The 18248-nt window shown below is 70.4% G+C and carries 15 protein-coding genes and 1 pseudogene; 13 read left to right on the top strand and 3 right to left on the bottom strand.

Translation table 11 applies throughout. The features are described 5' to 3' along the window. Positions 1-160 precede the first annotated feature (160 nt). Entirely contained in the window at positions 161-1087 is a 927-nt protein-coding gene (locus IEZ19_RS37750) for a carbohydrate kinase family protein (protein ID WP_189315905.1), read from the bottom strand. Next, positions 1084-2286, bottom strand: a complete 1203-nt coding sequence (locus IEZ19_RS37755) for a LacI family DNA-binding transcriptional regulator (RefSeq protein WP_189315906.1) — start codon at positions 2284-2286, stop codon at positions 1084-1086. The genes IEZ19_RS37750 and IEZ19_RS37755 overlap by 4 nt, the downstream gene beginning before the upstream one ends. Positions 2287-2600: 314 nt before the next feature. Here IEZ19_RS37755 and IEZ19_RS37760 point away from each other — a divergent pair, with 314 nt between their 5' ends. Then, complete coding sequence (locus IEZ19_RS37760; RefSeq protein ID WP_189315907.1) at positions 2601-3032, top strand: Rieske (2Fe-2S) protein; 432 nt, start codon at positions 2601-2603, stop codon at positions 3030-3032. 23 nt (positions 3033-3055) lie between these two features. Here the strand turns inward: IEZ19_RS37760 and IEZ19_RS37765 are convergent, their stop codons facing one another. Next, positions 3056-4006: a hypothetical protein gene (locus tag IEZ19_RS37765; RefSeq protein WP_189315908.1), complete on the bottom strand. Its 951-nt coding sequence runs from the start codon at positions 4004-4006 to the stop codon at positions 3056-3058. A gap of 451 nt (positions 4007-4457) precedes the next feature. Between IEZ19_RS37765 and uvrC the strand changes: the two genes are divergently transcribed. The 12 genes and pseudogenes from uvrC to pgi all read left to right on the top strand — a co-directional run bounded on the left by uvrC (position 4458) and on the right by pgi (position 18246). After that, complete coding sequence (gene uvrC, locus IEZ19_RS37770; RefSeq protein ID WP_189315909.1) at positions 4458-6497, top strand: excinuclease ABC subunit UvrC; 2040 nt, start codon at positions 4458-4460, stop codon at positions 6495-6497. Beyond that, the gene (rapZ, locus tag IEZ19_RS37775) at positions 6494-7489 is read left to right on the top strand and encodes an RNase adapter RapZ (protein ID WP_189315910.1); all 996 of its coding nucleotides are present in this window, start codon (positions 6494-6496) and stop codon (positions 7487-7489) included. The genes uvrC and rapZ overlap by 4 nt, the downstream gene beginning before the upstream one ends. Next, entirely contained in the window at positions 7486-8577 is a 1092-nt protein-coding gene (locus IEZ19_RS37780; RefSeq protein WP_189315911.1) for a gluconeogenesis factor YvcK family protein, read from the top strand. The genes rapZ and IEZ19_RS37780 overlap by 4 nt, the downstream gene beginning before the upstream one ends. Beyond that, complete coding sequence (gene whiA, locus IEZ19_RS37785) at positions 8568-9557, top strand: DNA-binding protein WhiA (RefSeq protein ID WP_030642347.1); 990 nt, start codon at positions 8568-8570, stop codon at positions 9555-9557. The genes IEZ19_RS37780 and whiA overlap by 10 nt, the downstream gene beginning before the upstream one ends. 468 nt (positions 9558-10025) lie before the next feature. After that, positions 10026-10633, top strand: a pseudogene (locus IEZ19_RS37790) (M14 family zinc carboxypeptidase); the annotation flags it as partial. 429 nt (positions 10634-11062) lie between these two features. Next, entirely contained in the window at positions 11063-12070 is a 1008-nt protein-coding gene (gene gap, locus IEZ19_RS37795; RefSeq protein WP_189315912.1) for a type I glyceraldehyde-3-phosphate dehydrogenase, read from the top strand. 141 nt (positions 12071-12211) lie between these two features. Then, a complete protein-coding gene (locus IEZ19_RS37800) occupies positions 12212-13423 on the top strand; it encodes a phosphoglycerate kinase (RefSeq protein WP_189315913.1) in 1212 nt (403 codons plus the stop codon). 39 nt (positions 13424-13462) lie between these two features. Further along, on the top strand, positions 13463-14218 hold the full coding sequence (gene tpiA / locus IEZ19_RS37805) for a triose-phosphate isomerase (RefSeq protein ID WP_189315947.1): 756 nt from the start codon (positions 13463-13465) through the stop codon (positions 14216-14218). Positions 14219-14331: 113 nt separating this feature from the next. Then, positions 14332-14562: a preprotein translocase subunit SecG gene (secG, locus tag IEZ19_RS37810; RefSeq protein ID WP_189315948.1), complete on the top strand. Its 231-nt coding sequence runs from the start codon at positions 14332-14334 to the stop codon at positions 14560-14562. Positions 14563-14792: 230 nt separating this feature from the next. Beyond that, positions 14793-15128: an RNA polymerase-binding protein RbpA gene (locus IEZ19_RS37815; RefSeq protein WP_078066843.1), complete on the top strand. Its 336-nt coding sequence runs from the start codon at positions 14793-14795 to the stop codon at positions 15126-15128. Between the two features lie 120 nt (positions 15129-15248). Next, positions 15249-16517, top strand: a complete 1269-nt coding sequence (locus IEZ19_RS37820; protein WP_189315914.1) for an MFS transporter — start codon at positions 15249-15251, stop codon at positions 16515-16517. A gap of 73 nt (positions 16518-16590) precedes the next feature. Continuing rightward, entirely contained in the window at positions 16591-18246 is a 1656-nt protein-coding gene (gene pgi / locus IEZ19_RS37825; RefSeq protein ID WP_189315915.1) for a glucose-6-phosphate isomerase, read from the top strand. Positions 18247-18248 lie beyond the last annotated feature (2 nt).

Genomic DNA, 18248 nt, shown 5'->3' on the forward strand with positions numbered 1-18248 from the left:
TGACCCGCATGTCCGGTGGTGTGGGAGGAGGGCCGGGCGACCCGGCCCTCCTACCCGATTCCACCATCAGCCACCCTGGCCCTGCGGATCGAGAGGTCCCACGAACCGCATGCTCAGCCGAACCTTGACAACCCCACAGAGGAACCCGGCCCCGAACGCCTCACGCCGACCATTGCTGGAAGTCGCCCAGTTCAGCGGCATACGGCGGCTCCGCCCCCGCCCGTGCGCAAGTGATCGCCGCCGCCCGTGCCGCGAACCGCAGCAGCCGCGTCCAGCCGCCGGCACCCAGACCTGCGAGCGACTCGGCGGACAGGGCGCCCTGTGCGGCGAGGCCGTGCAGCAGAGCCGCGTTCACCGTGTCACCGGCGCCGATCGTGTCCACGACGTCGACCTTCTCACCCGGCACGGAGTACTCGGCGCCGTCCCGGGTGAAGACGGTCAGCCCCTCACCACCCCGGGTGACCACCACGGCCGACGGGCCCGCGGCCAGCCACTCACGCGGAGTGCCGTCCAGCCACTCCGCGTCCTCCGCCGAGAGCTTCAGCAGCGTCACCGACGGCAGCCAGTTCCTGAAGCGCTCTCGATAGGCGTCGGCGTCCGGGATCAGACCCGCCCGGATGTTCGGGTCGAGCGCGGTGAACAGCCCCTCCCCGGCCGCGCTCCGCATCAACTCCTCATAGGCGCTCGCCCCCGGTTCCAGGACGAGCGAACAGGTGCCGAACGACACCGCGCGTGCCGAGTCCGGAAGAGCGCCAGGGGCCGAGAAGAGGCGGTCGGCGGTGCCCTCGACGTAGAAGGAGTAGGCCGCTGAGCCATGGCCGTCGATGGTGGCGACCGCGAGGGTGGTCGGCTCCGTACCGCGCTGGACACCCGAGACGTCCACGCCCGCCCCGCGCAGCCCGTCCAGCAGGGCCTCGCCGAAGGCGTCGTACGAGGCGCGAGAGCAGAACGCCGTGGGGGAGCCGAGGCGGCCGAGGGCCACCGCCGTGTTGTACGGGCCACCGCCGAGCGCCGGCCGCAGGCTCGCGAGGGCACCCGTGCCCTGCGGTACCAGGTCGATCAGTGCCTCACCGGCGACGACGATCACGAGACGCTTCCTTTCCTGGGGTGCTCGGACGGGTCCGTGTGGTGCCGCTTCCCGGACCGTTCGTTCGGCCGGGACCGCACGACGGAGGGCGGGGGCTGTCCATGGCGTGCGGACGCCCCGGAGAGCGGGGATGCCGGCTCGCGTCGCTGCCCCGAGCCGGCCGGAGCCTCCTCGCACCCGCACGACGTCCGGTGGACGAACGTGCAGGGCAGCCGCATCGTCCGGGCGGGTCGGTCCGGCGCCGCCAGGCGGTCCAGCAGCACACGGACGGCCTGCGCGCCGATCTCCCGGCTGGGCTGGGCGATCGTGGTGAGCCGGGGCGAGAAGAGGTCCGCCCAGGCGAAGTCGTCGAAGCAGCACAGAGCGAGGTCGTCGGGCACGGACACCCCGCGATCGCGCAGGGCGCGCAGGGCGCCGATGGTCATCGCGTTGTTGGCGGTGATGAGCGCCGTGGGAGGGGCCACGAGGGACAGCAGAGCGGCGGTGGCCCGTTCGGCGCCGGTGGACTCGGAGTTGCCGGGGATCACGAGGCGGTCGTCGTGGGGCAGCCCGGCGGCGGCGAGCCCGTGCCGGTAGCCCATGATCCGTTCGCTGGTGGTGCTGAGCCCGGGGAGGCCCGCGACCAGCCCGATGCGGCGGTGACCGAGGCCGGCGAGATGGGTGACGAGCCGGGACATGGGCTCGGTGCTCTCGGCGCAGACCTGGTCGAAGCGAGGAAGGCCGTCGGCCTGGCCTGCAGGGTCGGCTCGCTCGTCGATCAAGCGGTCCAGGAACACGGTGGGTACGGCGTGGCGGCCGAGGTAGGCGACGAGTTCGCGCGGTTCTGCGGACGGGGCGACGATCAGGCCGTCCACGCGTCGCTCGTGGAGCAGTTGGACGACCTTGCGTTCGTGCTCGGGGTCGTCGTGCGGGTCGGCGATGAGCAGGCTGTAGCCGTGTTCCAGGGCTGCGGCCTCGACGCCCTGGAGGATCTCGGTGAAGTACGGGTTGCTGATCGCCGACACCGCGAGCCCGATGGACCGGGTCCGGGAGGTCACCAGGGAGCGGGCGAGGGTGTTGGGCGTGTAGCCCAGCTCGTCGATCGCGTCCAGGACGGCCTGGCGGGTGTGGGGCAGCACGGGCCGCGTGCCGTTCAGCACATGGGAGACGGTCGCCACGGAGACTCCGGCGCTCCGCGCGACGTCGGCCATCGTGGGCATGGTGCTCCCTCCGGACACTCGCACGGGCTCCCCTTGCGGGGGCACCCGCCCGGGGACGGCGATCGGCGGCCGTCCGGTCGGCTTCTGGCCGGGACGGTATCCCATCCATGGCCGTACGTAAACGCTTACGCAAGCGTTTACGTCCCGCTCGAACCCATCCCGGCCCGGTCTCGCCCCCCTGCGAGTGTCCGGTCCCGGTACCGCCGCGAGACGATCCCGGTTCCCATCCGCGCTCCACTCCCGACCCACCCGAATCCGGGACGATCCCCCCGGGTATCGTCGGCCTGCACCGCCCCCGACCAGTGGAGACCGCCATGCCCGCCCGACCCTCCGCGAGCCGCCGCACCGTCCTGCGCGGTGCCGCTGTCACTCCGATCGCCGGGCTCGGCATCGCCGCGTGCTCGGCCCCGGGGGGCGGTACCACGGCGGACGCCACGCCGACAGCGCCGGTCGAGCTCGGGGCCGAGAGCGAGGTCGCGAAGGGGAGCGCCAAGCTCTACCGGGACCACAACGTGGTCGTCAGCCGGGACGCACAGGGCACGCTCAAGGCGTACAGCACCGTCTGCACGCACGCGGGGTGCGCGATCAACAAGCTCCAGGGGACGACACTGATCTGCCCGTGTCACGGGAGCGAGTTCGACGCCCTGACCGGAAAGGTGGTTCAGTCGCCGGCGACGGTGCCGTTGAACGAACTGCCGGTCAAGGCCACGGACGGCAAGATCGTCGCGGGACCCGGCGCCGCCTGAGGGGCGGGAGCGCGGGGCGCCCGTCACTCCCCCCAGTCCCAGGCGATCCCCACGAGGCCCGGTCGCACCCGGGGCTCGACCAGGTGCACGGAGCGGTGCGGTCCGATCAGGGGCAGCTCATGGCGGCCGCGGCGCGGCGCAGCGGCCGAGTGCTGGGCGAAGCGGTGACAGCGCACCGGGACGGCGCTCGCGTCGAAGCGCACCTGGAGCGCGTACTGGCCGCCCGGGAAGTCGAAACCGCGGACGTACTCGCGCGAGGCCCCGGCCGTGCCGTCCTCGACCGCGTACCGGAAGAGGTAGGTGTCGCCGGAGTGCAGCCGGGTGCCGAAGAGCAGCTCGGCCACGAGCACGCCGGTGTCCTGGTCGACCCGGACGCGTCCCGTGCGGCAGTTCTCCAGGGCATGGACCGTCATGCGCTCCGGCGCGCAGCCCGGGTCGCCGTGGTGGACGGCGACGAAGCGGTCCGCACCGTCGCGGTGGGCCCGCACGATGTGGTGCGACTCGAGACCGGTCAGCCGGCGGTGCGCCCCGATCCGTATGCGCTCGTGGTGACCGAGGGCCTGCAGCCCGCCGTCGAGGGACCAGCCCAGCTCGGTATGGAGCCGGTCGAGGACGCCGGTGGCCTCGACCAGCGAGCGGTACGAGCGCACTGCCGGACGCCGGCCGGCCGAGCTCTCGTCGGTCTCGGCGAGGAGCCGGATCAACGACTCGTCCGGCAGTTGCAGGATCTCCTCCAGCGCACGTACGGCCCGCAGCGACTCGGGACGCTGGGGGCGCCGGGCGCCCTGCTGCCAGTAACTCAGGCTCGTGACGCCCACCTTGACCCCGTACCGCGACAGATGGTGCTGAACGCGCTGGAGCGGCAGTCCGCGGGCGGCGATCGCGGCGCGCAGCGCCACGTGGAAGGGGCCGCCGCGCAGGGCGGTGTCCAGTTCCTCGGTGGCGATGTCCGCGTGCTGTATGGCATGCCGCATGCACAGGGGCCTTTCTGTGAATGTCAACGGTTGGTCAGACCGTTCGCGCGGGTTTCCGGGCCACCCCGTGGGCGCCGGGGCGTCCGCACAGCAGTACGCCGATCCGGACGCCGTCGTTCACGGCCCCGAGTTCCCCCGCATTGAAGCGTGTTGACCAACCGCCGACAACACCTCGGAGACAACCCCGGCTCGCACCTGGCCGAGCCGTGCCCTCCCGAGACAGCCGCCCGGCCGAAGCGTCCCACCGCGGCCCGGGCCGCGACCGGCACCCGGTGAGCGCTTTCCAGGGCCACGCCGCGCGGTGGCAGGATCGCGGCACGCCCGGTTCTGGTGGTGATGCTGCGCACAGGTGCGCCGCCCACCGGCTTCGCTCGGCCACCGGCCGGTGGCAGGGCTCGGCGTTGTCCACAGGCCCGTCGGAGTGTCACCCCGCGACAGTAGGGTGTGATACATGGCCGACCCCTCCAGCTACCGCCCCAAGCCGGGAGAGATCCCGGACACTCCCGGGGTCTACAAGTTCCGCGACGAGCACCGCCGGGTGATCTACGTCGGAAAGGCGAAGAGCCTGCGCCAGCGCCTGGCGAACTACTTCCAGGACCTGGCGAGCCTCCACCCACGCACCCGGACCATGGTCACCACGGCCGCGTCCGTGGAGTGGACCGTGGTGTCCACGGAGGTCGAGGCGCTGCAGCTGGAGTACTCCTGGATCAAGGAGTTCGACCCCCGGTTCAACGTCAAGTACCGCGACGACAAGAGCTACCCCTACCTCGCGGTGACGATGAACGAGGAATTCCCGCGCGTGCAGGTGATGCGCGGTCACAAGAAGAAGGGCGTGAGGTACTTCGGGCCGTACGGACACGCCTGGGCCATCCGCGACACGGTCGACCTGCTGCTGCGCGTCTTCCCGGTGCGCACCTGCTCGGCCGGCGTGTTCAAGAACGCCGCCCGCACCGGCCGCCCCTGCCTCCTCGGGTACATCGGCAAATGCTCCGCGCCCTGCGTCGAGCGCATCTCCGCCGAGGACCACCGTGAACTGGCGGAGGAGTTCTGCGACTTCATGGCCGGTCGCACAGGGACGTATCTGCGCCGCCTGGAGAAGCAGATGGCGGACGCGGCCGAGGAGATGGAGTACGAGCGGGCGGCCCGCCTGCGCGACGACATCGGGGCCCTGAAGAAGGCCATGGAGAAGAACGCGGTCGTGCTCGCCGACGCGACCGACGCCGACCTCATCGCCGTCGCCGAGGACGAGCTGGAGGCCGCCGTCCAGATCTTCCACGTGCGCGGCGGGCGCGTCCGCGGTCAGCGCGGCTGGGTGACCGACAAGGTCGAGGACGTCACCACCGACGCCCTCGTCGAGCACGCACTCCAGCAGCTCTACGGCGAGGAGTCCGGCGACGCCGTCCCCAAGGAGGTCCTGGTCCCGGCCCTGCCCGACCCGGTGGCACCGGTCCAGGAGTGGCTGACGGACCGCCGTGGTTCGAACGTGTCGCTGCGCATCCCGCAGCGCGGCGACAAGAAGGCCCTCATGGAGACCGTGCAGCGCAACGCCCAGCAGGCGCTCGCCCTGCACAAGACCAAGCGAGCCTCCGACCTGACCACGCGCTCCCGTGCCCTGGAGGAGATCGCCGACGCCCTCGACCTGGACAGCGCCCCGCTCAGGATCGAGTGCTACGACATCTCGCACCTCCAGGGCGACGATGTCGTGGCCTCGATGGTCGTCTTCGAGGACGGCCTGCAGCGCAAGGGCGAGTACCGCCGCTTCCAGATCAAGGGCTTCGAGGGCCAGGACGACGTCCGCTCCATGCACGAGGTGATCACCCGCCGCTTCAGGCGTTATCTCGCCGAGAAGGAGAAGACCGGCGAGTGGGTCGACGAGGACGGGAACGGCCTGAAGGACGAGGACGGCCGCCCCCGGAAGTTCGCCTACCCGCCCCAGCTGGTCGTGGTGGACGGCGGCAAGCCGCAGGTCGCGGCCGCCAAGCGGGCGCTGGACGAGCTCGGTATCGACGACATCGCCGTCTGCGGCCTCGCCAAGCGCCTGGAGGAGGTCTGGCTGCCGGACGACGACGACCCGGTGGTCCTGCCCCGCAGCAGCGAGGGCCTCTATCTGCTGCAGCGCGTCCGCGACGAGGCCCACCGCTTCGCGATCACCTACCAGCGGACCAGGCGGGCCAAGCGATTCCGTTCCAGCCCGCTGGACGACGTGCCGGGCCTCGGCGAGACGCGCAAACAGGCGTTGATCAAGCATTTCGGCTCGGTGAAGAAGCTGAGGTCCGCGACAATCGAGCAGATCCAGGAGGTGCCCGGGATAGGCCGCAAGACGGCCGAGACCATCGCCGCGGCCCTCGCCGCGGCGGCCCCGGCCGTACCCGCCGTGAACACGGCGACCGGAGAGATCATGGATGACGAGGAACCCGACACGACGGGGGGTTCCTCGGGGGAGCCCGTGTCCGCGGGCGTCCCGGACGAACGACGGGGGCAGGAGAGATGACCGAGCACGAGGCAAGGCCCACAGCGCAGCGAGATCGCGCGCACAAGGAAAACGGCGAGGATCAGCAGCAGAAGCAGGAAAACGGAGCACAGGTGAGTACGGACGCCACCACAGCCGGGGTCCCCGACGCGGCCATCCCCGAGCTGGTGATCATCTCCGGCATGTCCGGAGCAGGCAGGTCGACGGCCGCCAAGTGTCTGGAGGACCTCGGCTGGTTCGTCGTGGACAACCTCCCGCCCGCCCTGATCCCCACCATGGTGGAGCTGGGCGCCAGATCGCAGGGCAACGTGGCGCGGATCGCGGTCGTCGTCGACGTGCGCGGCCGGCGGTTCTTCGACAACCTGCGCGAGTCCCTCGCCGACCTCGAGGCGAAGAACGTCACACGGCGCATCGTCTTCCTGGAGTCCTCCGACGAGGCCCTGGTGCGCCGCTTCGAGTCGGTGCGCCGCCCGCACCCTCTCCAGGGCGACGGCCGTATCGTCGACGGCATCGCCGCCGAGCGGGAGCTGCTGCGCGAGCTGCGCGGCGACGCCGACCTGGTGATCGACACCTCCAGCCTCAACGTGCACGAACTGCGTGCCAAGATGGACGCCCAGTTCGCCGGCGAGGAGGAGCCCGAGCTGCGGGCCACCGTGATGTCATTCGGCTTCAAGTACGGCCTCCCGGTCGACGCCGACCTGGTCGCGGACATGCGCTTCCTGCCCAACCCGCACTGGGTCCCGGAGCTGCGCCCGTTCACAGGCCTCAACGAGGAGGTCGCGGCGTACGTCTTCAACCAGCCCGGCGCCAAGGAGTTCCTCGACCGGTACGCCGAGCTGCTGCGGCTCATCGCGGCCGGTTACCGCCGCGAGGGCAAGCGCTACGTGACCATCGCCATCGGCTGTACGGGTGGCAAGCACCGCTCGGTGGCCATGTCGGAGAAGCTCGCCGCGCGGCTCGCGGCCGAGGGAGTGGAGACGGTGGTCGTGCACCGGGACATGGGACGGGAATGACGGAACGTACACCGCGGCTGAGCAGGCTGCGCCGGGTGGTGCCCGAAGCCCGCGCCAGCCGTTCCGCCGAGGGGCGCACCACACGGCCGGCCGAGGCCCGGGGCGGCCGCGCGCGCCGGCGCGGCGCCCAGCCCAAGGTCGTCGCCCTCGGGGGCGGCATGGGCCTGTCCGCCTCGCTCGCCGCACTGCGGCGGATCACCGGCGACCTCACCGCCGTCGTCACGGTGGCCGACGACGGCGGCTCCAGCGGACGCCTGCGCGACGAGCTGGGCGTGCTGCCGCCCGGCGATCTGCGCAAGGCGCTGGCCGCGCTGTGCGGGGACGACGACTGGGGTCAGACCTGGGCCCGGGTCATCCAGCACCGCTTCCAGTCCCAGGGCGAGATCAACGGCCACGCGGTCGGCAATCTGCTGATCGTCGCCCTGTGGGAGCAGCTCGGCGATCATGTCCAGGCCCTGGACCTGGTCGGCAAGCTGCTGGGCGCGCACGGTCGTGTGCTGCCCATGTCCGCCGTCGCGCTGGAGCTCCAGGCCCTGGTCAAGGGCCACGACCCGGCCCGGCCGGACCAGGTCGGCACCGTGCGGGGGCAGGCGACCGTCGCCCTCACGCCCGGTGAGGTGCAGTCCGTGCACCTCGTGCCGCACGACCCGCCCGCCGTCCCCGAGGCCGTCGCGGCGGTCCTGGACGCGGACTGGGTGGTGCTGGGCCCAGGCTCCTGGTTCTCCTCGGTCATCCCGCATCTGCTCGTCCCCGAGCTCCTGGACGCCCTCACCCAGACCAAGGCGCGCCGGGTGCTCTCGCTGAACCTCGCCCCGCAACCGGGCGAAACCGAGGGCTTCTCCCCGCAGCGTCATTTGGAGGTTTTGGGGCGACACGCCCCTAAACTCGCCCTGGACGTGGTGCTGGCCGACGAGGCCGCCGTGCCCGACCGCGACTCGCTCACCGAGGCCGCCAAGCGGCTCGGAGCCGCGGTCGAGCTCGCGCCGGTGGCCCGGACCGACGGTTCGCCCCGGCACGACCCGGAGCTGCTGGCCGCCGCGTACGACCGTATTTTTCGGATGCATGGAAGGATCGGCCCATGGCGATGACGGCAGCGGTGAAGGACGAGATCTCCCGGCTCCCCGTCACCCGGACCTGCTGCAGGAAGGCGGAGGTCTCGGCCATCCTGCGGTTCGCCGGCGGCCTTCACCTGGTGAGCGGGCGCATCGTGATCGAGGCGGAGCTGGACACCGCGATGGCGGCCCGCCGCCTCAAGCGGGACATCCTGGAGATCTTCGGCCACAGCTCCGAGCTGATCGTGATGGCGCCCGGCGGACTGCGCCGCGGTTCACGGTACGTGGTGCGGGTGGTCGCGGGCGGCGACCAGCTCGCCCGGCAGACCGGCCTGGTCGACGGCCGGGGGCGCCCGATCCGCGGTCTGCCCCCGCAGGTGGTCTCCGGCGCCACCTGTGACGCGGAGGCGGCCTGGCGCGGGGCCTTCCTGGCCCACGGCTCGCTGACCGAACCCGGCCGCTCCTCCTCCCTCGAGGTGACCTGCCCCGGCCCGGAGGCCGCGCTCGCGCTGGTCGGCGCCGCCCGCCGGCTGTCGATCGCCGCGAAGGCCCGCGAGGTGCGAGGCGTGGACCGGGTCGTCGTCCGTGACGGTGACGCGATCGGCGCCCTGCTCACCCGCCTCGGCGCGCACGAGTCCGTGCTGGCCTGGGAGGAGCGCCGGATGCGCCGCGAGGTGCGGGCCACCGCGAACCGGCTCGCCAACTTCGACGACGCCAACCTGCGTCGCTCGGCGCGTGCCGCCGTCGCCGCCGGAGCCCGCGTCCAGCGCGCCCTGGAGATCCTCGGCGACGAGGTGCCCGAGCATCTCGCTGCCGCCGGCCGACTGCGCATGGAGCACAAGCAGGCCTCGCTGGAGGAGCTGGGTGCGCTCGCCGACCCGCCCCTGACCAAGGACGCCGTCGCCGGCCGTATCCGCCGGCTGCTGGCCATGGCCGACAAGCGTGCCTCGGACCTGGGCATCCCGGGCACGGAGGCCAACCTCAGCGAGGAATTGGCCGACAACCTCGCGGGGTAGTGACGATCGCTCAACTCGCCGGTGCCCACGTCGGCTTGGGCCGTCGATGTCGGCCTTCGCGCACCCATCGAAGTGTACTGGGCTTGTTCGAGGCCGAGTTAGCTCGATCGTGTGATGCCCTGGGCCCAGGGCATGCGGCGCCTTGACCGGGCCGGGCTAAGCTCGCGGAGCGATCTGAGACGTCGGGCGCGGCGCCAGTGCGCGGGGCCCCTGTTCCACCGGCGAGATGGGTCAGGGCCTCTCCGCCACCTCTGGCTGCTCCCAGCGTGGCCAGATCGGCAGGGGTTTCGCCCGCCCGGCTCGGACTACGGACGCGATCCGTGTCGCCGACCGGGGTGCGAAAGCGGACGACCAGTGCGCCCAAGACCGTTCGGGGCGTGCCAGTGCGGGGGCTTCCGCGCACTGCCAAGGAACGGTTCATGAGACACAGGGCGTGTCTGATCTCGCTGTTGGCCGGGCCCGGGAAACCGGGCGGAGGACGCCTTCGGTGGCGTCCTCCGGCCATACAGCGGAAGCGGCGGCCTGGCCGAGGAGATCCTCGGCACGGCACAGGCCCACCCGGCCTCACCAAGGTCGAGTCCATCGGCAAGACCCTCGAGGGTCAGGACATCCTCGCGCTCAAACTCACCAAGAACGCGAAGAAGTCGAAGGACGGCACGAAACCCTCAGTGCTGTACATGTCCAACCAGCACGCGCGCGAGTGGATCACGCCCGAGATGACACGGCGGCTCCTCCACTACCACCTGGACCACTACACGACCGACAAGCGCGTCAAGAAGGTCGTCGACTCGACCGAGCTGTGGTTCGTGCTGTCGGCCAGCCCCGACGGCTACGACTACACCTTCCAGGACTCCGACACCCGCCTGTGGCGCAAGAACCTGCGGGACGTCAACGGCGACGGCGCCATCTCCACCGGCGACGGCGTCGACCTCAACCGCAACTTCGCCTACAAGTGGGGCTACGACGACGAGGGTTCGTCCCCCAACCCCACCAGCGAGACCTACCGCGGCGCGAGCCCCGGCTCCGAGCCCGAGACGAAGGCGCTGGACGCGTTCGAGAAGCGCATCGGGTTCACGCCCGCGGGCAGTCCCGCGCGGTCCTGAAGGACTGGACGCGCACGGGAGTCCTGATCAAGAAGTACGGAACGGTCACCACGGACGACACCGTGCTGCTGGGCTTCGGCCTGGAGCAGGTCGCCGCGGCGGCCGATCGGACGGCGCTCATCGGGAAGGCGCAGGCGGCACTCGACAAGTGAGCCGACGCGCTCACGAACGAGTGACAAAGGCGGCCGGCGGGGCGACATTCCGTAATACAACAGAACAGTTCGGCACCCGGCCCATGGTGGTCCGTACCCCTACTGGCTGGTACGGACCGCCTGCCCGTGTATGCGGCATCTCGATGTCACCCCGGGAGCCTCAGAGAGGTAGGGTCAGGGGTGGTCGGGGACATCCCAAATACAGCTCGCCGGCACCGCATGGCCGGCGTACCAACGAGGAGATCGGTTCGTGACGATCCGCGTAGGCATCAACGGCTTCGGCCGCATCGGTCGTAACTACTTCCGCGCGCTGCTGGAGCAGGGTGCAGACATCGAGGTTGTGGCTGTCAACGACCTGGGTGACACCGCGACCACCGCTCACCTGCTGAAGTACGACACCATCCTGGGTCGTCTCAAGCAGGAGGTCTCCCACACCGCCGACACCATCACGGTCGACGGCCACACCATCAAGGTTCTCTCCGAGCGCAACCCGGCCGACATCCCCTGGGGTGAGCTGGGCGTCGACATCGTCATCGAGTCGACCGGCATCTTCACCAAGAAGGAAGACGCCGAGAAGCACATCGCCGGCGGCGCCAAGAAGGTCCTCATCTCGGCTCCGGCCAAGAACGAGGACATCACCGTCGTGATGGGCGTCAACCACGACAAGTACGACCCGGCGAACCACCACGTCATCTCCAACGCCTCCTGCACGACCAACTGTGTGGCGCCGATGGCGAAGGTCCTCGACGAGAACTTCGGCATCGTCAAGGGTCTGATGACCACGGTGCACGCGTACACGAACGACCAGCGCATCCTGGACTTCCCGCACAAGGACCTGCGCCGCGCGCGTGCCGCCGCCGAGAACATCATTCCGACCACCACCGGTGCCGCCAAGGCCACCGCCCTGGTGCTGCCGCAGCTCAAGGGCAAGCTGGACGGCCTCGCCATGCGCGTCCCGGTCCCGACCGGTTCGGTCACCGACCTGGTCGTCGAGCTCTCCCGTGAGGTCACCAAGGAAGAGGTCAACGCCGCCTTCCAGAAGGCCTCCGAGGGCGAGCTGAAGGGTCTCCTCGAGTACACCGAGGACCAGATTGTCTCCTCCGACATCGTCAACGCCCCGGCGTCCTGCACGTTCGACTCCTCCCTGACGATGGTCCAGGACGGCAACAACGTGAAGGTCATCGGCTGGTACGACAACGAGTGGGGTTACTCCAACCGCCTCGTCGACCTGACGGTCTTCGTCGGCAACCAGCTCTGATCGGCAGAGCAGGCACCTGATGCGCCAGCAGGGCTCGGGCAGCGGTCACGTTGCCCGAGCCCTGACGCACGTGCAGATCGACCCTCTCTGTACGGTCGATCAGCCCTCGTACGATCAAGAGCCCTTCTCAGGAGTCCCCTCATGAAGACCATCGACGAACTGCTCGCCGAAGGCGTGGACGGGAAGCGGGTTTTCGTCCGCGCCGACCTCAACGTCCCGCTGGCCGACGGCCTCATCACCGACGACGGCCGTATCCGCGCCGTCCTGCCCACCGTCAAGGCCCTCGCCGAGGCGGGCGCCAAGGTGGTCGTCGCCTCGCACCTGGGCCGTCCCAAGGGTGCCCCGGACCTGGCCTTCTCGCTGCTGCCCGCCGCCGAGCGGCTCGCCGAACTCCTCGGCGCCCCGGTCGCGTTCGCCCAGGACACCGTCGGCCCGGCCGCGCACGACGCGGTCAACGGCCTCCAGCCGGGCCAGGTCGCGGTCATCGAGAACCTGCGCTTCAACCCGGGCGAGACCTCCAAGGACGACACCGAGCGCGGCGAGTTCGCCGACCAGCTGGCAGCCCTCGCCGACGTGTACGTCGGTGACGGCTTCGGCGCCGTGCACCGCAAGCACGCCTCGGTCTACGACCTGCCGGCCCGCCTGCCGCACTACGCCGGCTATCTCATCGCCACCGAGGTCGGTGTCCTGAAGAAGCTCACCGAGGACGTCAAGCGCCCCTACGTCGTCGCGCTCGGCGGCGCCAAGGTCTCCGACAAGCTCGCCGTCATCGACGAGCTGCTCGCCAAGGCCGACCGCCTCCTCATCGGCGGCGGCATGGCGTACACCTTCCTCAAGGCCAAGGGCTACGAGGTCGGCATCTCCCTCCTCCAGGAGGACCAGATCCCGGCCGTCACCGAGTACATCGAGCGCGCGGAGAAGAGCGGCGTCGAGCTGGTCCTCCCCGTCGACGTCCTCGTCGCGCCCGAGTTCCCGGACCTGAAGACGAAGGCCCCGGCGAACCCCACCACCGTCGCCGCGGACGCCATCCCGGCCGACCAGGAGGGCCTGGACATCGGTCCGGAGACCCGCAAGCTGTACGCCTCGAAGCTCGCCGACGCGGCCACCGTCTTCTGGAACGGCCCGATGGGCGTCTTCGAGCACCCCGATTACGCCGAGGGCACCAAGGCGGTCGCCCAGGCCCTCATCGGATCCCCGGCCTTCACGGTCGTCGGCGGCGGCGACTCCGCCGCGGCCGTCCGGCTGCTGGGCTTCGACGAGAAGGCATTCGGCCACATCTCGACCGGTGGCGGCGCCTCCCTCGAATACCTCGAGGGCAAGACGCTCCCCGGCCTCGCCGCACTGGAGGACTGACCCTTGGCAGCATCCAATCCTTCTGGACGCACGCCGATCATGGCGGGCAACTGGAAGATGAACCTCAACCACCTCGAGGCCATCGCGCACGTCCAGAAGCTCGCCTTCGCCCTGGCAGACAAGGACTACGAGGCCGTCGAGGTCGCCGTCCTGCCGCCCTTCACCGACCTGCGCTCCGTGCAGACCCTGGTCGACGGCGACAAGCTCAGGATCAAGTACGGCGCCCAGGACGTCTCGGCGCATGACTCCGGTGCCTACACCGGCGAGATCTCGGGCCTGATGCTGGCCAAGCTGAAGTGCACGTTCGTGGTGATCGGCCACTCCGAGCGCCGCCAGTACCACCACGAGACCGACGAGCTGATCAACACCAAGGTCAAGGCCGCCTTCAAGCACGGCCTGACCCCGATCCTGTGCGTCGGCGAGGAGGTGGACGTCCGCGAGGCGGGCAACCACGTCTCCCACACCCTCGCCCAGCTCGAGGGCGGTCTGAAGGACGTCCCGGCCGAGCAGGTCGAGACCATCGTGATCGCCTACGAGCCCGTCTGGGCCATCGGCACCGGCAAGGTCTGCGGTTCCGACGAGGCCCAGGAGGTCTGCGGCGCTGTCCGGGCCAAAATCGCCGAGCTGTACTCGCAGGACGTGGCCGACAAGGTCCGCATCCAGTACGGCGGCTCCGTGAAGGCCGGCAACGTGGCCGAGATCATGGCCAAGGCCGACATCGACGGCGCCCTGGTCGGCGGTGCCTCACTGGACGCGGACGAGTTCGTCAAGATCGTGCGCTTCCGCGACCAGTGACACGAGCTGGGAGTATGCGGTAGCGGCGATCCGTCGTACGCTTGCGGGGGCATGGCCACAGTGCCGTGCCCCCGTCGTTATCCGAATCCGAGGAAGTTGGTCCAGCCGTGGTTTTGGGGTTCTCGATCGCCCTGATCGTCTTCAGCCTGCTGCTGATGCTGCTGGTGCTGATGCACAAGGGGAAGGGTGGCGGCCTCTCCGACATGTTCGGTGGCGGCATGCAGTCCTCCGTCGGCGGCTCCTCGGTCGCCGAGCGCAACCTCGACCGCATCACCCTGGTGATCGGTCTGCTCTGGTTCGCCTGCATCATCGTCCTCGCCATGCTCATGAAGACGAACAGCTGACGCCGGCGGACAACCGATGGGCGTGCCACAGGCACGCCCATTCCGTACGTAGGGCCCCATGTTCGGTACGCGCTCCTCGGCGCGGCCTATCATGGGGCTTGCGTCTTGGGAGCGGGGGCGTTGTAACTCCAATCACTGGACGCGCGTTGGGCCTTACGTAGACTGAGGCGCTCGCAGCGAAGCGAAACGCCGACTCGCTTCGCGGCACCATCACGCAGGGAGTTACGACCGTGGCAAGTGGCAACGCGATCCGAGGAAGCCGGGTCGGGGCGGGGCCGATGGGCGAGGCCGAGCGGGGCGAGTCCGCGCCGCGTCTGCGCGTCTCCTTCTGGTGCTCCAACGGGCATGAGACGCAGCCGAGCTTCGCCAGCGACGCGCAGGTCCCCGACACTTGGGACTGCCCGCGCTGCGGCTTTCCCGCCGGACAGGACCGGGACAACCCGCCGGACCCGCCGCGCACCGAGCCGTACAAGACGCACCTCGCGTATGTACGGGAGCGACGCAGCGACGCGGACGGCGAGGCGATCCTCGCCGAGGCGCTCGCCAAACTGCGCGGCGAGATCTAGGAGTTGCGGCCGGCCGGGTGCCCGAGGGCGCCTGGCCGCAGCTGTATCGCCCGCCTGCCGCGGGCCGATTGTCAGTGGCGCCCTCTATGGTTCGTGACAGATCGAATCGGAGGGGGAGCCGTGACGGCGGTCGAGCGGACAGAAGTGCGTGCACCAGCGTGGCGCGGGGGATTCGGGAGGCTGTGGAGCGCCGCCGTGCTCTCCAGCTTCGGCGACGCGCTGCGTACGGCCGCGCTGCCCCTGCTGGCCGTCTCGCTGACCGGTGAGCCGCTGCTCGTCGCCGCCGTCACCGCGTGCGGCTATCTGCCCTGGATCGCCTTCGGACTGCTCGGCGGGGCCGTCGCCGACCGCGTCGACCAGCGGCGCGCGATGTGGACCGTGGACGTGGCGCGGGGGCTGCTGGTCGCGGGCTTCGCGGTCGCCGTGGCCCTGGGCCATGCCTCGATCGCTCTGCTGATCGCGCTGGCCTTCACCCTCACCACCCTCCAGACGCTCTTCGACAATGCCTCCACGGCCCTGCTGCCCGCCCTGGTGGACAGTGACGTGCTCGGCAGCGCGAACGCCCGCCTGATGACGGGACAGCGGGTCGCGGGCGGCCTCCTCGGCGCCCCCGCCGTCCCGCTGCTGATGGCGGCCGGCGCCGCCGTCCCCTACGTCGCGGACGCCGCCACCTTCCTGCTGGCGGCCGCCCTGGTCGCCACCCTGCGGACCAGCCCGCCCGAGCGCGCCCCCAGACCCGCGGGCAGCACCCTGCGACACGAGATCGCCGACGGACTGCGCACCCTGTGGCACGACCTGGCCCTGCGCCGCCTGTGCGCCGCCACCGCCCTGTGCAACATCGGCATGGGAGCGCTCATCGCCACCCTGGTACTCCTGGTCACCGGCTGGCTGCATGCCGGTACCGCGGGATACGCCGCCGCGGCCACCGCCTACACCGTCGGCAATCTCGCCGGAGGGGCGGTCGGCGGCCGGCTCGTGGCCCGTGCGGGACGGATGCGGGTGGTGCTGCTGGCCGGGACCGTGCAGATCGGCGCGCTCGTCGTCATGGGCTCGGTGCGCAGCCTGGCCGCCCTGGTCGCCGCCATGGCCGTCTTCGGGTTCATGGGCATGGTGTGGAACGTCAACACGACGACCCTGATGCAGCAACGCAGCCCCGCCGGGATGCTCGGTCGGGTCGCGGCCGCCTTCCGCACCCTCGCGGTCGCCGGGGCACCGCTGGGAGCACTGCTCGGTGGCGCCGTCGCCACTGCCTGGGGCCTCAACACGCCCGCGCTGCTGGCCGCCGCGTTCTTCGTCCTGTCCGTCACCGCGCTGATACCGGAGCGCAAGCGGGACATACCTGTTGTTGCGCCGCGGGACGGCTCGACGACAGGTCATGCCACGCGCTGATCAATTAGGTTGGGAACGGCAGCGGGGCAAGGTGCGCAGCAAGGACAGGCAGGAAAGAAGGCTGAACTCGGATATGAACGCAGACGGCCGTACCAGGCTCAACCAGACGCCGGAGTGGACCGCACTGGCCAAGCACCGCGAGGAGCTCGTCGGCGCCCATCTGCGGGACCTGTTCGCCGCCGATCCAGGACGCGGCGCCGGGTACACGCTCCAGGTCGGTGACCTGCACGTCGACTACTCGAAGCACCTGGTCACCGACGACACGCTGCGGCTGCTGCGCGAGCTGGCCGCCGCCACCGACGTGTTCGGGCTGCGCGACGCCATGTTCCGCGGCGAGAAGATCAACACGACCGAGGACCGGGCTGTGCTGCACACCGCGCTGCGCGCCCCGCGCGACGCGGTGATCGAGGTCGACGGGGAGAACGTCGTCCCCGCCGTGCACGCCGTGCTCGACAAGATGAGCGACTTCGCCGAGCGGGTCCGCTCCGGCGCCTGGACCGGACACACCGGCAAGCGCATCAAGAACGTGATCAACGTCGGCATCGGCGGCTCGGACCTCGGCCCGGCGATGGCGTACGAGGTGCTGCGCAGCTTCACCGACCGCGACCTCACGGTCCGCTTCGTGTCCAACGTGGACGGCGCCGACCTGCACGAGGCCACGCGCGACCTGGACGCGGCCGAGACGCTGTTCATCATCGCCTCGAAGACCTTCACCACCATCGAGACGATCACCAACGCGACATCCGCGCGTGACTGGCTGCTCACCGAGCTGAAGGCCGGTCAGGACGCCGTCGCCAAGCACTTCGTGGCGCTGTCGACCAACGCCGAGAAGGTCGCCGAGTTCGGCATCGACCCGGTCAACATGTTCGAGTTCTGGGACTGGGTCGGCGGCCGCTACTCCTACGACTCGGCGATCGGCCTGTCCCTGATGATCGCCATCGGCCCGGACCGCTTCCGGGAGATGCTCGGCGGCTTCCACCTGGTCGACGAGCACTTCAGGACCGCGCCCGCCGAGTCCAACGTGCCGCTTCTCATGGGCCTGTTGGGCATCTGGTACGACAACTTCCACGACGCCCAGTCCCATGCGGTGCTGCCCTACAGCCACTATCTGTCCAGGTTCACCGCCTATCTGCAGCAGTTGGACATGGAGTCCAACGGCAAGCACGTGGCTCGGGACGGGCAGGAGGTCGAGTGGCAGACCGGCCCCGTCGTCTGGGGCACCCCCGGTACCAACGGGCAGCACGCCTACTACCAACTCATCCACCAGGGCACGAAGTTGATTCCGGCGGACTTCATCGGCTTCGCCCGGCCGGTCGCCGACCTCCAGCCGGGCCTGATCGCCCAGCACGACCTGTTGATGGCCAACTTCTTCGCCCAGACGCAGGCGCTGGCCTTCGGCAAGACCGCGGACGAGGTACGCGCGGAAGGCGTGCCGGAGGAACTGGTCCCCCACAAGACGTTCGAGGGCAACCGCCCGACGACCACGATCCTCGCCCGCCACCTGTCCCCGTCCGTGCTCGGCCAGCTCGTCGCGCTCTACGAGCACAAGGTGTTCGTCCAGGGCGCGGTCTGGAACATCGACTCCTTCGACCAGTGGGGCGTCGAACTGGGCAAGGTCCTCGCCAAGCGCGTCGAGCCCGCCCTCACCGAGGGCGCGAAGGTCGAGGGCCTGGACGAGTCCACCAAGGCCCTGGTCGCGAAATACCGGGAGCTGCGCGGACGCCAGTGACC

This window comes from Streptomyces brasiliensis, assembly GCF_014647875.1.
GTDB lineage: Bacteria > Actinomycetota > Actinomycetes > Streptomycetales > Streptomycetaceae > Streptomyces > Streptomyces brasiliensis.

Bases quoted from the DNA above. Each gene is read 5' to 3' on its own strand.
- IEZ19_RS37755 (WP_189315906.1), bottom strand. From the start codon at position 2,286: ATGCCCACGATGGCCGACGTCGCGCGGAGCGCCGGAGTCTCCGTGGCG.
- IEZ19_RS37760 (WP_189315907.1), top strand. From the start codon at position 2,601: ATGCCCGCCCGACCCTCCGCGAGCCGCCGCACCGTCCTGCGCGGTGCC.
- IEZ19_RS37765 (WP_189315908.1), bottom strand. From the start codon at position 4,006: ATGCGGCATGCCATACAGCACGCGGACATCGCCACCGAGGAACTGGAC.
- uvrC (WP_189315909.1), top strand. From the start codon at position 4,458: ATGGCCGACCCCTCCAGCTACCGCCCCAAGCCGGGAGAGATCCCGGAC.
- rapZ (WP_189315910.1), top strand. From the start codon at position 6,494: ATGACCGAGCACGAGGCAAGGCCCACAGCGCAGCGAGATCGCGCGCAC.
- IEZ19_RS37780 (WP_189315911.1), top strand. From the start codon at position 7,486: ATGACGGAACGTACACCGCGGCTGAGCAGGCTGCGCCGGGTGGTGCCC.
- whiA (WP_030642347.1), top strand. From the start codon at position 8,568: ATGGCGATGACGGCAGCGGTGAAGGACGAGATCTCCCGGCTCCCCGTC.
- IEZ19_RS37800 (WP_189315913.1), top strand. From the start codon at position 12,212: ATGAAGACCATCGACGAACTGCTCGCCGAAGGCGTGGACGGGAAGCGG.
- tpiA (WP_189315947.1), top strand. From the start codon at position 13,463: ATGGCGGGCAACTGGAAGATGAACCTCAACCACCTCGAGGCCATCGCG.
- pgi (WP_189315915.1), top strand. From the start codon at position 16,591: ATGAACGCAGACGGCCGTACCAGGCTCAACCAGACGCCGGAGTGGACC.